The following is a 13,247-nucleotide window of genomic DNA, read 5'->3' as shown; positions in this document are numbered from 1 at the left end:
ATTGCCTGTGCAGAGTGTCACGCTTCGGGCAGATCCGCCATCAGCCGTGACAGGTGATGCGCCAGCACCGCCACATTCGGCGGTTGCAGGATCGACAGGTGATCGCCCGGCACGTCGATCACCTCGAACCCCGACGCAGCAACCGGGGCCCAGCCCAGCCCGTCCTGCGTGCTTTCGGGGCTGTCGAAGATATTCGCCTCGGCGCGGAAGATCGTCAGCGGGCGATAGATCGGCTTGACCTCATACTCCTGCACCGCCTGTTCCGCCGCCACCATGAACCTGTCCACCGTCATCGGCGCGCCCCCGGCCTGCAGCCGCATCCGCAGCTTCTTGGCGCGGTAGACCACATCCGCCCAGCGGTTGGTGACAATGCCCGCCAGATGCGACGGCCCGCGCCGCACCAGCTGGCGCAGATGCACACCCACCCGGGCCCGGCCCGAAAGCCGCGTCCGCCCGCCGGGACCGGCGCTGTCGAACATGGCGATCACCCGCACCTCGCGCCCGGCGCGGATCAGCTGCTGCGCCAGATCAAAGGCGACATAGCTGGCCAGCGACACCGCTGCCAGACTGATCGGCCCATGCGGGAAGTTCTGCATGATTTCATCGGCATAGGCGCGGGCAGTGTCCTGCACGCCAATCGGTGTATCTTGCGCCAGCAGGCCCACCGTCAGACCGAACACCGGCTGATCCGGCCCCAGCGCCTCGGCCAGCGGGCGGAAATGTTCCTCATTGCGGCCCAGCACATGCACGCCGAACAGCGGCGGCTGGCTGCCGCGTGGCTGGATCGGGATCAGATAGCGCGGCCCCGATTGCGCCGCCGCCAGCGCGCGGGCCAGCGCGCGCGGCGTCGGGCGGCGGTGCAGATCGGCCACGCCCAGCCGGTGGCCCAGTGCCGCCTCGATCCGCCCGATCAGCTGTACCGCCAGCAGCGAATGCCCGCCCAGATCGTGAAAATCATCGTCCGGCCCCACTGCCGCCAGCCCCAGCGTCTGCGCCATCAGACCGGCGATCTGTTGCACCACCGGATCGTCGCTTGCCGCCACACCGGCGCTCACCGCCACGTCCGGCACCGGCAGGGCGCTGATGTCGACCTTGCCGCCGGGCGTGCGCGGAAAGTGCGACACCGGCACAATCGCGGGCACCATATGCGGCGGCAGCTGTTCGGCCACCGCAGCCCGCAGCGCCACGGCATCGGGCAGGGGCTGCCCGTCGGCACCCGCCACCCAGACCACCAGCCGCGCCGCCGGGGTGCCTGCGTTCAGCACATGCGCCAGCGCCCGGCCCACCCCGGTCTCACGCTCCAGCGCGCGTTCGACGTGGCGCAGGTCGATGCGGAAACCGCGCAGCTTGACCTGCCGGTCACGCCGTCCCAGAAACGCCAGCCCGCCGTCAGGCCGCCAGCGCGCCATATCGCCGGTGCGGTAAATCCGCCCGGTGCCCACAAAGCGGTCGGGGCCAAACGCCTCGGCCGTCTGCGCCGCGTGCCCGATATAGCCATCGCTGACCGCTGGCCCGCCGATCCACAGCGCGCCCGGCGCGCCGGGCGGCGCGAAAGAGCCGTCGGGGGCCAGCACATAGGCCCGCGCATGTGCGGTCGGGCGGCCAATGGGAATATCCTCGTGTGCCGTTGCCGACGGCGGCACCAGCTTTGCACCGGTTTTCGGCAGCGGCTTTGGTTCAAACAGCGTGCAGGTGATGGTTGTCTCGGTCGGCCCGTAGCCGTTCATCCAGCGCACACCGGGTGCGATCCGCTGCCAGGTCGCCAGCGCGCGCGGGCTGATCTGTTCGCCGCCCACGATCACCAGCCGCACCGTCGGCGGCAGCCGCAAGCCATCGCGTGCCATCTCGTCCACCAGCACATGCCAAAAGGCGGTGGGCAGGTTCAGCACGGTGATGTCGCTGCGTTGCACCTCGTCCAGAAACAGCCCCACCGACCCCGCCATGGCCTCAGAGCGCAAGACCAGCTTGGCCCCGGCCAGCAGGGTGGGAATGATCTCTTCAATCGACACGTCAAACGACAGGCTGGCAAATTGCAGCACCCGGTCCGATTGGGTCAGCCCGAAGGCGGCGATCATGGCACTGGCATGGGCCGACAGCGCCCGCATCGGCACCTTGACCCCCTTGGGCACCCCGGTCGAGCCGGAAGTATAGATCACATAGGCCAGCCGGTCCGGGTCGGGCGGCCGGAAATCAGGCACCGGCACCCGCACGGCACCTGCACCGGGCGACAGGACCCGCACAGCGGGGAACGCCGCCGCATCCCCGTCGGTGGGCGCGATCATCAGCGTTGTGCCGCTGTCTGTCAGCATATGGGCGCGCAACGCTTCGGGATAGGTCGGGTCCAGCGGCAAAAAGGCTGCGCCCGCCCGCAGGATGCCCAGCATGGCAACGATGAATTCTGGTCCGCGCGGCAGACAGATCGCCACGATCTGCCCCGGCCCGGCCCCGGCCTGCACCAGCCGCCCGGCCAGTTCTTCGGCCCGCGCGTCCAGCGCCAGATAATCCAGAATATTGTGTCGGCCAACCATGCGCAGCGCCAGCGCATTGCCGCGCTGCCGTGCCATTTCGGAAAAGCGCAGCGCCACGCAGGGGTCGGCGGGGGTCAGCATCCGGTCAGGTTGCGCCAGCGCGATCAGCGCCGCCTGTTCCGGAGGCGACAGCATGTTCAGATCGGTCAGCGGGGTTGCAGCCCCGGCTGCGGCCAGCGCGGCCAGCAGGTCGGCCATATGGTCCAGCATGGCCTGCGCCTTGGGCGCGGGCACCGCCACCGGGTCATGTTCCAGCATCAGCAGCAGCCCGGCATCGCCGTAAGCCGCCAGCGTCAGCGGCATGGCCCCTTCCTCGCGCAGCTCTACCCGGCGGCTTGCCCAGTCCGGCCCCAGACCTCGCATGGTTTCATTCAGCGAGGCGCGCTCGAACATCACCATGGAATCGAACAGCGCTTCGGTGCCGGGTAGGCCGCACCAGCGGCGGATGTCGGTCAGCGCCGCGTGTTCGTGGTCGCGCAGCACCAGCGCGTCGCGGCGCAGCTCTGCCAGAAACGCGTCGGTCGGGCGCGGCGGGCTGATCTGCACCTTCACCGGCAGGGTGTTGATCAGGCAGCCAACCGTGCGCGTGGTGCCGGGCACGATCTGGCGGCCCGACCGGGTGGCCCCGAATACCGCCGTGCTGCGCCCGGTCCAGCGCGCCACCACCATGCCCCATGCCCCCTGCACCATCGTGGCCAGCGTCGCCCCCGCCGCCCCGGCCCGCGCGCTTAGCGCTTGTGTCAGAGCGGTGTCCAGCCGCCGCTCCAGCACGCGCTTGCGCGTCATGCCGCTGTCGTCCGACACATCGGTCAGCGGGTTGGGCTGATCAAAATCAGCCAGATAGCCGCCAAAGAATGCCTCTGACGCGGCGGTATCCTGTGCGGCAAGGCCCGTCGCATAGGCCAGAAACCCGGCGTCCGGGGCCGGGGGCAGGGCGCGGCCCCTCAGCGCGGCAAACACCTCGTCCAGCACGATGGCCATGCTGCGCCCGTCGATCATCGCGTGATGCACGGTCCAGACCATCACCGACCGGCGCGGGCCCAGATGCGCCAGCAGCACCCGCCAGGCCGGGGCCGCCTCCAGATCGACGCCCTGTTCGCGGTCGGCCTCCAGAAACTGGTCGAGCATCCCCGCCAGACGCCGGGGCGGCAGGGCGGACCAGTCCTCGACCGTCAGCGCCACCTCAACCCGGTCGCGCAGCACCTGCACCGGGGCCACCCGCTTGCGCCACAGCACAGACAGCCGCAACGCCTCATGCCGCGCGGCCACCTGCGCCCAGGCCAGACGCAGGGCGTCTTCCGTGACCAGCTCGTCGTCCAGATGCACGACGATCTGCTCCAGATTGACCCAAGGCCGCCCGGCCAGCACGCTTTCGTACACCATCCCCAGCTGCAGCGGGGTCAGCGCATGTTCGACCAAAGCCGCATCCTGTTCGGGTTTGCGCTGGCTGTGCAGGGTCATGGCGCGCTCCGTGCAAACAGGGTCGACAGCTCGGTGATCGCACCGCTGTCCACATACAGCGCCCCCATCGCGATCAGCACGCCCAGAGCGGCAAAGCTCAGGTCATGCAGCGGGTCCCAGGCCCCGTGCCGCCGCGCCAGCCAGATCAGCAGCGGATAGACCGCAATCGCCGCCATGGCCTGCCCGACCAGCGCGCCCACCAACCCCAGATATTCCGCCCCGATGATCAGCCCGCACACCAGCCCCAGCGCCCGCGCCGCGGTCAGCAGGAAAAAGCTCCGGCTGTCCCCCGCCGCCAACGCCGCCTGATCATAGGTCATCCCGATCACCGACGGGATCTGCACCACCGCGATCAGCACCAGAATGGCCCCCGCCGGGGAATAGCGCGGGTCATACATCAGATCGACAATGCCCTCGCCCGCAAAGGCCATCACCGTCAGCAGCGCAAAGATCACCCCGGTCAGCGCAAAGCGCATCTGCCGCAACCGCCCGAAATTTGAGGCCGACGCCCCCGGCGGCCGTTCGCGGTACAGCGGAATCAGGATGCGGCCCACAATCGCCTGACCCAGCAGCATCGGAAACGAGGCCAGAAAAAACCCGATGTTATACAGCCCCAGCTGCTCCAGCGTCAGGTATTTGCCCAGAATAGCCTTGTCGCCCTGCGCCACCAGAAAGCCACAGGCGGTGGACAAAAACAGCCAGGCCCCGAAATGCAGCAGATCGCGGGCCGCCGCAGGCTCCCAGCCCAGCCGGCTGCGCGGCCCGGGCTGCGCAAAACTGACCAGCGCCAGCCGGGTGCCAGACGACACGATCCACCCCGCCACCAGCGCCCAGACCGATTGCGTGGCCCAGGCCAGCAGCACCATGCTGGCAATCCCCACCGCCTGCGAGATCAGATCCAGCGCCGTCAGCCGCCCCAGCCGCAGATGCCGCCCGGCGGTATGCACCCGCGCAGGTTCCAGCCCGTGCAGAAACAGCGAAAACCCCGCCACCGGCAGGATCATCGCCAGCAGCGGCTGGCCGTAGAACAGCGCCGCAGGCCAGGCAATCGCCGCCGAGGCCAGCCACAGCACCGCGCCGCGCGTGACCTGAATGGTAAAGGCCGTGTTCAGAAACGCCGCCTCATCACCGCGCCGGTGTTGCAGGATCGCAGGCTCGGTCCCCATATCGGAAAACATCGTCAGCCCGACGATGAACACCGACACCAGCGCCATCAGGCCAAAGGCTTCGGGAAACAACAGCTTGGTCAGAATCAGGTTCGACGCCAGCCGCAACACCTGACTGGCTCCGTAGCCCAGTGCGGTCCACGCAGAACTGCGCATCACCCGCGCCAAAAGCGCGTCGCCACGCAAACGTGTCATTACCGGGATCATCAACCTGCAAACCTTGAACAATTGTCTTGCAGCGGCCTGCCCCCCGGCAACCACGTTCAACTTCGTTAACTTGCCCCAAAGCAGCCAGCGGGGGCAAGTCCCCGATTTGGCAACGGTGTTTTGCCGGAAACGTCCTTAGTGGGGCGGGCACCGGATTGCCCTGACCGGCTTCGCAGCACCGCGCTGGGGTGGCCGTTGCTACCGACGTTTATATCGGTCGGCACCGCCACCGCCAACCTCGCGGGCCGCACCCACGCCGCCCTCACCCTCGGCACCGACGATCCGCTCACCCGCTTGCCATGGGTCAACCGGACCCCTCGCAGATGGGAACCCGAACCCCTCCGTTGGCTTGGCCTGCACGGCACATATGCGGCCTATGCACTGGCCGACCGCGCCGAGGCCCGGGGAGGGCCGCCCTCACGGCTGGCGGAGTGGGTGAACTGGATGGTGGGGCGGTGAGGGGGTGAGTCTGTTGCGGACCTTGAAAGGTGTTCACTGTTATGGCCTTCTTGCATAATGGAGTCTCGCAAGATCACGCTCATTGGCTACAGATTCAGTGTCTACACACGGATTGTAAAGCTCGTGCTTATCGAAAAGGGTCTGGATTTCACTTACTCTGAGGCGGATCCCTTCGATCACTCCGCTTCGGAAAGTCTGCTGACACTGCATCCGTTTCGGCGCGTCCCGATCCTCATTCATGATGGCTGCAAATTTTATGAGACGGCTGCGATCCTGCGTTATCTGGATCTGGAATTTCCAGACCTGCCCCTGACCCCTGCGGCGCATGTTGCAGTTGGCAGAATGCAGCAGGTGATAGGCATCATAGATTCCTATGGGTATAATGCACTGATCAGGAATGTGTTTTCTAATGCAGTGTTTCTCCCTCTTGAGGGTGAGCGAGGTGACACAGATGCAGTGCAAACCGGGCTAAGAGAGAGCATTCCAGTTCTGCATGCGCTTGACGAGATTGCGGATGAGGGCACAATTCTCAACGGCCTCTCTTGCAGTCTGGCGGATTTCTATCTTGTTCCGATGATTGCGTACTTCCGGATGGTTCAGGCGGGGGCGCAGCTCATGGACGGTCACTTTGCGCTGATGCGGTGGTGGGAAAAAATGGAGACTCGCCGATCCACCGTAATGACGCGTCCTGATATGGGCGAGGTGGTTCCCAGCAATATTCTGCCTTGAGGGGTCCGTCTCGCAACGCGACCAATCCTATCCTTGCCATGTCGTTTCACCTTCAGAAAATCCGCCTCAATCCGCTGCTTTGAACAAGCTGCGGAGCCCCTCACTTTCTTAACAACCAATTCACTTCAAAAACCCAACCCGTTGAAACCAAACAACCCACACCCCTGTTCCAAAGGGCGAAGATTCACCCGCGCCCCTTCCAAGGCACCAGCTTTTTCTCAGCCATCCGCATCAGAATGTCGATGCCATAGCCGATGATCCCGATCAGGATGATGCCCATCACCACAATATCGGTCAGCTGGAATTTTGACGCCGCGATGATCATCATCCCGGCCCCTTTCTGCGCCGCCACCAGTTCCGCCGCGACCACGGTGCCCCAGCACACCCCCATCGCCACCCGCGCGCCGGTGAAAATGTCTGGCAGCGAGTTGGGGATGATCACATGGCGCAGGATCTGCGGCTTGCTGGCCCCCAGCGAATAGGCCGCGTGGATCTTTGACAGCTTCACCCCCGACACGCCGGACCGCGCGGCGATGGTCATGATCCAGAGGGCAGCGAGGAACAGCAGCACCACCTTGCCGGTCTCCCATATCCCGAACCAGATGATCACAAGCGGGATCAGTGCCAGCGGCGGCACGGGGCGCATGAATTCGACAATCGGGTCGAACCAGCCGCGGAACCAGCCCGACAACCCCATTGCATAGCCCAACGGAATGCCAATGAGCGACCCCAGCACAAACCCCGCCATCACCCGCGCCAGCGACGCCCCCAGATGCCCCCAGAGCGAAGTGTTCTGATAGCCGTTGGTCGAGATCTCCACAAAGCGCGCCACCACCGCCTCGGGCGAGGGCAGCCAGATCGGCTCCATCTGCATGCCCTTCGCGGCCTGAAAGTTGAGCGACCCGCGCGGGGTCAGCGTGACCGTGCCGCCGGTCACGTTCACACGGTCATCAACCGCAATGGGCTGGCCGTTGATCGCCACCACCACGGCCCCCTCACCGTCATTTTCCACCGGGCGCAGCAGCACCGACCGCCAGGCCTGCACCACCGCCACATCGCCTTGGGCAAAGCCGCTGGCCTGCGGCACCGACGGCGCCACCGGGGTCACCCCCGCCTCATGCACCGTGATCCGCACCTCGGCCTGCGCCTCGGCCCCATCCGGGGCGCGGGCGGTGTAGGTGAACCCGGCCTCACCCACAAACGGCCCCGGCACATGCAGCGGCACGATGCTCGATCCGGTAAACGCCCCCCAGATCAGAAACACCGACAGCACCGAAATCACGCTGGCCACCCGGTCAGGCTGGATGGCGGATTCATCGCCGAAGGTCACGGTTTTGAGCGAGGTAAAGTCATGCCGTCCGCGATGCGCCTTGATCCGGCCCCAGACCAGCATCGAGACCACGAAGATCGTGACATAAAACACCAGAACCATCATGCGGCACCGTCTTTCTTGCCCATGATTTCCTCTTCCATGCCCCAGATCATCGACAGGATTTCCTCTCGCGTTTCCGCAAAGCCGCTCGATTTCTTGACCTCGCGCAGGTCCATGTTCACGCCACGTTCGGCAAAGGGCAGGTTGTATTCGCGAAAGATCCGGCCCGGGCGCGGGGCCATCACCAGCAGGCGTTCGCCCAGCAGCAGCGCCTCTTCCACCGAATGGGTGATCAGGACCACGGTCTTGCCGGTTTCCTTCCACAGCTTCAGCACCAGCCCCTGCATCTTTTCCCGCGTCAGCGCGTCCAGCGCGCCCAAGGGTTCATCCATCAGAATCACATCGGGGTCATTGGCCAGGCAGCGGGCCAGCGCCACGCGCTGCTGCATCCCGCCCGACAATTCATACACCGCCTTTTCGCCGAAATCATGCAGGCCCACGGTGTCCAGCAGATGATCGGTGATCTGGTCACGTTCCGCCTTTGGCATGCCCTTCATGCGCGGGCCAAAGTCGATGTTCTGGCGCACGTTCATCCATTCGAACAAGGCACCTTGCTGAAACACCATGCCGCGTTCGGGGCCGGGGCCGGTCACCCGTTTGCCGCCCAGCACGATCTGGCCTTCGGTCGGGGCCAGAAAGCCTGCAAGGATGTTCAAAAGCGTGGTCTTGCCGCAGCCCGACGGGCCGAGCACCGAGAGAAGCTCGCCCTGTTTCAGCTCCAGCGAGACGTTCTGCAAGGCCTGCACTGCCGCGCCATTGGGCAGGTCAAAGCGCATCGAGATATTGTCGATGATCAGTCCGGACATAGGCCCTCCGGGGGAATGATGGGCGGCCCGTTGCGGGCCGCCCGATGGTCTTACATGCCGTTTGCGGCGGTCAGTGGCGCGATGTTGACGGTGGTATCATAGCTTGGCAGCGCCGCCGGGATCGAGCCTGCGCCGACAAACACCTCGGCCACCCCTTGCATGAATTCCTGCGCGCCGCCGCCCAGCCATTTGGCCGACAGCTGGTCTTCGACACTGGGGAACACAAAGGTGGCGATGGTTTCCGCCGTGGCCTGTTCGTCCATGCCGGAATCGCCCGCGATCACCGGCAGCATGGTGGCCTGATTGGCAGGGTCGGCCCACATGGCGTTGGCATCAGCCGTGACTTTCAGGAACTTCGCCACCAGATCAGGGTTTTCCGCGACAAATCCGGCGGGGGCCGAGGTCACGTCAAAGACCAGAATGCCAAGTGCCTCTTTTTCCGCCCCGGTCAGCAGGACATTGCCTGCCTCTTTCGCGCGGCGCAGGCTGCCGCCCCAACCGCAGAACATGTCGACCGAGCCTTGGGTAAAGGCGGCAGCCCCATCCGGCGGGGCCATGTCGATGATCTCAAGGCTGGCCAGATCGACACCGAAATGGTCCATCTGTTTCAGGAACCCGTAATGCGCAGCGGTGCCCAGTGGCACGGCCACCTTTTTGCCCGCCAGATCACCGGCGTTGTCCTTGTCGATTTCCAGCGCGTTCTGGACGACGCAGTTGTCATTGTCGGCATAGGACACCGCCACATCGAGGATCTGCAGATCCTGCCCGGCGCTGGAGGCGACCACGAAGGGCGGCACGCCCTGGCTTACCGAGAAATGCACATCGCCTGCCGCCATTGCCGCCGACATGGCGGTGCCGGTGTCGAACGCAACCCAGTTCACCTTGACGCCCATTTCGGCATCGTAGGTGCCTTGCACCTTGGCGTATTGGAACGGCATCGGCCATTCCATGAAATAGGCCACCGTCACCTCGTCCAGCGCCATGGCGCTGGTGGTGCCTGCCAACAGGGCCAAAGTCGCGGCAGCGCTTGTCGCAGCGCTTTTGAATGTCTTGCGGAATGTCATTCTTGGTTTCTCCATGTTGGGGTTATTGCTCTTGTTTGTCTTGCCCTCATTGGTCGGGGCGGGTTTGTATCTGTCCAGCGGCTTGACCCGGTTTCAGGAAATCGGAAGCGGCGCTTCCACGCAACCCAAGTCATCGCCTGCCTGATCTTTGCCCTGCTTTGGCTTGGCGCAAAATGATTTTGTAACTGGCCCTATCGGGGCAGGTGGTCTGGCCCTACGATTGCCTGCTGCAAAGGCGGATGCTGGCGCAAAGGCCGCTCAGACTCTGACACGGCCCGGCAATGATCACAGAAAGGTTCAGCCCATGGACGGCTACAGCAGCAACGATATCTCCGCGGTGGTCGAGGCTGACCGCGCCCATGTCTGGCACCATCTGAGCCAGCACAAAGCCTATGAGACGGTTGATCCGCGCGTGATCATCGAAGGCAAGGGGATGCGGGTCTGGGATGCGCGGGGCAAAGAGCATCTGGATGCGGTGTCGGGCGGGGTCTGGACCGTGAACGTAGGCTACGGCCGCGAGAGCATCGCCAATGCGGTGCGTGATCAGCTGATCAAGATGAACTACTTCGCCGGGGCGGCAGGGTCAGTGCCCGGCGCGCGCTTTGCCCAAAGATTGATCGAAAAGATGCCGGGGCTCGCCCGCGTCTATTATTCGAACTCGGGGTCCGAGGCGAATGAGAAGGTCTACAAGATGGTGCGCCAGATCGCGCACAAGCATCATGGCGGGAAGAAGTGGAAGATCCTGTACCGCGAGCGCGATTACCACGGCACCACCATCGGCACGCTGGCCACATCGGGCCAGGCGCAGCGGGCGGCGCAATACGGGCCGTATCCGGACGGGTTTGTGATGGTGCCGCATTGTCTGGAATACCGGGCGCAGTGGGATGTTGCGAACTACGGTGAGCGGGCGGCGCAGGCCATTGAAGAGGTGATCCTGCGCGAAGGCCCCGACACCGTGGGTTGTCTGGTGCTGGAACCTGTGACAGCGGGGGGCGGCGTGATTGTGCCCCCGGCGGGCTATTGGGAGAAGGTGCAGGCCATTTGCGCAAAGTATGATATCTTGCTTCATATAGACGAGGTGGTCTGTGGTGTGGGCCGCACCGGGACGTGGTTCGGCTATCAGCACTACGGCATCCGCCCGGATTTCGTGACGATGGCCAAAGGCGTCGCCTCGGGCTACGCCGCGATTTCCTGCACGGTGACGACGGAGGCGGTGTTCGAGATGTTCAAGGACGACCCCACCGACACGATGAGCTATTTCCGTGATATCAGCACCTTTGGCGGCTGCACCGCCGGGCCCGCAGCGGCGCTGGAAAACATGCGGATCATCGAGGATGAGGGTTTGCTGGACAACACCACCGCGATGGGCGCGCGGTTGATGGGCAATCTGCACGCGCTGATGGACATGCATGCGGTGATCGGCGACGTGCGCGGCAAGGGGCTGTTCTGCGGCGCGGAACTGGTGGCGGACCGGGGCAGCAAAGAGCCGCTGGATGAAAAACGCGTGCAGGGGATCGTGGCCGATTGCATGGCGCAAGGGGTGATCATCGGGGCCACAAACCGCTCGGTTCCGGGGCTGAACAACACGCTGTGCCTGTCGCCCGCGCTGATCGCCACGCCGGATGATATCGACCAGATCACCGATGCGATTGATCAGGCCCTGACGCGGGTGTGCGGCTGAGGCGTTGTAAAGAAATTGAATCCTCTGCCCCGAAGAGGGGCAGAGGATATTGTTTTTGTGTCGTCGTCGCGTGCCGCTCCTCCTCCGGTCTGCGCTCCGCGCGGGAGTATTTGTGAAAGCTGCAAATGCGGTGGCGGGCTTGACCTTTGGGCGGGGGCGCGGTTTCTGGTCTTATCGTTGATAAGGCCAGATCATGCCCATTCCCGCCGAAGCGTTCTTTTTGCCGCCGGGCACGGCTGGCACCCTGCAAAGCCGCATCCGATCGATGGTGGTGCAGGGAGTGCTGGCGGGGCGGTTGCGGCCCGGCGACAAGATGCCATCGTCACGCGGGTTGGCGCAGCATCTGGGGGTCAGCCGGATTACGGTGACGCTTGCCTATGCCGATCTGGTGTCGTCGGACTATCTGTCGGCGCGCGGGAGGTCGGGGTATTTCGTATCGGACACCGCCCCGCGCGCGCCGGAGTTCCCATCGGCCCCTGCGCGGGATGAGGGCGTGGATTTTGCCGCCCTGACCGGGGCGCGCTATTCGAAGCTGGTGCGGCTGGCCAAGCCCGAGGATTGGGAGCGATATCCGTTTCCCTTCATTTACGGTCAGGCCGACCCTGCGCTGTTTGACCATCAGAACTGGCGCGCCTGTGCGTTGCGGGCCTTGGGGCGGCGCGATTTTGCGGCGCTGACCTCGGACTACTATGAACGCGATGATCCGATGCTGATCGAGCATGTGTTGCGCAGCATTCTGCCGCGCCGGGGCATCGCGGCGCGGGCCGATGAGGTTTTGCTGACCATGGGCGCGCAGAACGCGCTGTGGATCGCGGCGCAGGTGCTGCTGGGGCCGGGCAAGCGGGCGGTGATGGAGAACCCGGGCTATCCGGGCCTGCGTGCCATTCTGGAGCCTTCGGGGACGGACGTTCTGGCGGTGGATGTGGATGAGGGCGGCTTGCCGCCCGAACGGGTGCCCGGCGGCGTGGATGTGGTGTTCACCACCGCCTCGCATCAATGCCCGACCAATGCGACCATGCCGGTGGCACGGCGGGTGGCTTTGCTGGAGGCGGCGTCACGGCAGGGGTTCGTGATTGTCGAGGATGATTATGAATTTGAGATGTCCTACCTCAAACCCGTGGCTCCGGCGCTGAAGTCTTTGGACCGCGAGGGGCGGGTGATCTATGCTGGCTCGTTTTCCAAGTCGATTTTTCCGGGGCTGCGGTTGGGCTATCTGGTGGCCTCACCTTCGTTCATTGCCGAGGCGCGGGCGTTGCGGGCCATGGTGCTGCGCCATCCGCCGGGGCATATCCAGCGCACGGTGGCCTATTTCCTGGCCGACGGGCACTATGAAGCGCTGATCAACCGGATGCGGGTGGCGTTCCGGCGCAGGCGGCAGGTGATGGAGGAGGCGTTGGCCGAGCAGGGGCTGAGCGTGGCCGGGCAGGGCGGCTTTGGCGGGTCCAGCATCTGGATGCGGGCGGCGGACGGGGTGGATACCGAAGTGCTGGCAGCAGCGCTGCGCAGCGAGGGCGTGCTGATCGAGCCGGGGCGGGCGTTTTTTCACCCGGACCGCACCAGTCGCCAGCATTACCGGCTGGCCTATTCGTCCATTGCGCCGTCGCGCATTCCCGAAGGCATTGGCCGGATTGCGCAGGCCTTGGCCCGGATGCGGTAGGCCTGCGGTCTGGACTTAACCGCGCGAAGGCTCTGGCCCTAAGCCCGGTCTGGTGCC

Annotated in this window: 9 protein-coding genes; 4 read left to right on the top strand and 5 right to left on the bottom strand. The window is 65.0% G+C overall.

Annotation, left to right across the window (positions count from 1 at the left end; translation table 11 throughout):
* Positions 1-17 precede the first annotated feature (17 nt).
* Positions 18-3,989, bottom strand: coding sequence for an amino acid adenylation domain-containing protein (locus Q7J44_RS04750; RefSeq protein WP_304877512.1), 3,972 nt, complete (start codon positions 3,987-3,989; stop codon positions 18-20).
* Positions 3,986-5,350, bottom strand: a complete 1,365-nt coding sequence (locus Q7J44_RS04745; RefSeq protein ID WP_304877510.1) for an oligosaccharide flippase family protein — start codon at positions 5,348-5,350, stop codon at positions 3,986-3,988. Before Q7J44_RS04745 ends, Q7J44_RS04750 begins: the two co-directional genes overlap by 4 nt.
* A gap of 207 nt (positions 5,351-5,557) precedes the next feature.
* Between Q7J44_RS04745 and Q7J44_RS04740 the strand changes: the two genes are divergently transcribed.
* Both Q7J44_RS04740 and Q7J44_RS04735 read left to right on the top strand, forming a co-directional pair.
* Complete coding sequence (locus tag Q7J44_RS04740) at positions 5,558-5,821, top strand: hypothetical protein (protein WP_304877508.1); 264 nt, start codon at positions 5,558-5,560, stop codon at positions 5,819-5,821.
* Positions 5,822-5,878: 57 nt separating this feature from the next.
* Entirely contained in the window at positions 5,879-6,550 is a 672-nt protein-coding gene (locus Q7J44_RS04735; RefSeq protein WP_304877506.1) for a glutathione S-transferase family protein, read from the top strand.
* 184 nt (positions 6,551-6,734) lie between these two features.
* Here Q7J44_RS04735 and Q7J44_RS04730 read toward each other — a convergent pair whose 3' ends face one another.
* Genes Q7J44_RS04730 through Q7J44_RS04720 form a run of 3 tightly spaced genes read right to left on the bottom strand, consistent with a single transcriptional unit; the run spans position 6,735 to position 9,852 of the window.
* On the bottom strand, positions 6,735-7,985 hold the full coding sequence (locus Q7J44_RS04730) for an ABC transporter permease (RefSeq protein ID WP_304877504.1): 1,251 nt from the start codon (positions 7,983-7,985) through the stop codon (positions 6,735-6,737).
* Positions 7,982-8,788: a taurine ABC transporter ATP-binding protein gene (locus tag Q7J44_RS04725; RefSeq protein WP_304877501.1), complete on the bottom strand. Its 807-nt coding sequence runs from the start codon at positions 8,786-8,788 to the stop codon at positions 7,982-7,984. The genes Q7J44_RS04730 and Q7J44_RS04725 overlap by 4 nt, the downstream gene beginning before the upstream one ends.
* 50 nt (positions 8,789-8,838) lie before the next feature.
* Positions 8,839-9,852 carry an ABC transporter substrate-binding protein gene (locus Q7J44_RS04720; RefSeq protein WP_304877499.1) on the bottom strand — a complete coding sequence of 338 codons (1,014 nt, stop codon included), beginning with the start codon at positions 9,850-9,852 and terminating at the stop codon, positions 8,839-8,841.
* Between the two features lie 304 nt (positions 9,853-10,156).
* Between Q7J44_RS04720 and tpa the strand changes: the two genes are divergently transcribed.
* Together tpa and Q7J44_RS04710 are read left to right on the top strand one after the other, a co-directional pair.
* Positions 10,157-11,533: a hypotaurine--pyruvate aminotransferase Tpa gene (tpa, locus tag Q7J44_RS04715; protein WP_304877497.1), complete on the top strand. Its 1,377-nt coding sequence runs from the start codon at positions 10,157-10,159 to the stop codon at positions 11,531-11,533.
* A gap of 193 nt (positions 11,534-11,726) precedes the next feature.
* Positions 11,727-13,190 (top strand): PLP-dependent aminotransferase family protein, encoded by a 1,464-nt coding sequence (locus tag Q7J44_RS04710; protein ID WP_304877495.1) that lies wholly within the window; start codon positions 11,727-11,729, stop codon positions 13,188-13,190.
* The last annotated feature ends 57 nt before the right edge of the window (positions 13,191-13,247 follow it).

Source organism: Pseudotabrizicola sp. (assembly GCF_030656345.1).
Classification (GTDB): Bacteria; Pseudomonadota; Alphaproteobacteria; order Rhodobacterales; family Rhodobacteraceae; genus Pseudotabrizicola.
The sequence above is the reverse complement of the archived record's forward strand: the minus strand, read 5'-3'. Positions and strand labels throughout refer to the sequence as shown.

Excerpts from the sequence above, each read along its gene's own strand:
- Q7J44_RS04750 (WP_304877512.1), bottom strand. The coding sequence starts at position 3,989 with ATGACCCTGCACAGCCAGCGCAAACCCGAACAGGATGCGGCTTTGGTC.
- Q7J44_RS04745 (WP_304877510.1), bottom strand. The coding sequence starts at position 5,350 with ATGACACGTTTGCGTGGCGACGCGCTTTTGGCGCGGGTGATGCGCAGT.
- Q7J44_RS04735 (WP_304877506.1), top strand. The coding sequence starts at position 5,879 with ATGGAGTCTCGCAAGATCACGCTCATTGGCTACAGATTCAGTGTCTAC.
- Q7J44_RS04730 (WP_304877504.1), bottom strand. The coding sequence starts at position 7,985 with ATGATGGTTCTGGTGTTTTATGTCACGATCTTCGTGGTCTCGATGCTG.
- Q7J44_RS04725 (WP_304877501.1), bottom strand. The coding sequence starts at position 8,788 with ATGTCCGGACTGATCATCGACAATATCTCGATGCGCTTTGACCTGCCC.
- Q7J44_RS04720 (WP_304877499.1), bottom strand. The coding sequence starts at position 9,852 with ATGACATTCCGCAAGACATTCAAAAGCGCTGCGACAAGCGCTGCCGCG.
- tpa (WP_304877497.1), top strand. The coding sequence starts at position 10,157 with ATGGACGGCTACAGCAGCAACGATATCTCCGCGGTGGTCGAGGCTGAC.
- Q7J44_RS04710 (WP_304877495.1), top strand. The coding sequence starts at position 11,727 with ATGCCCATTCCCGCCGAAGCGTTCTTTTTGCCGCCGGGCACGGCTGGC.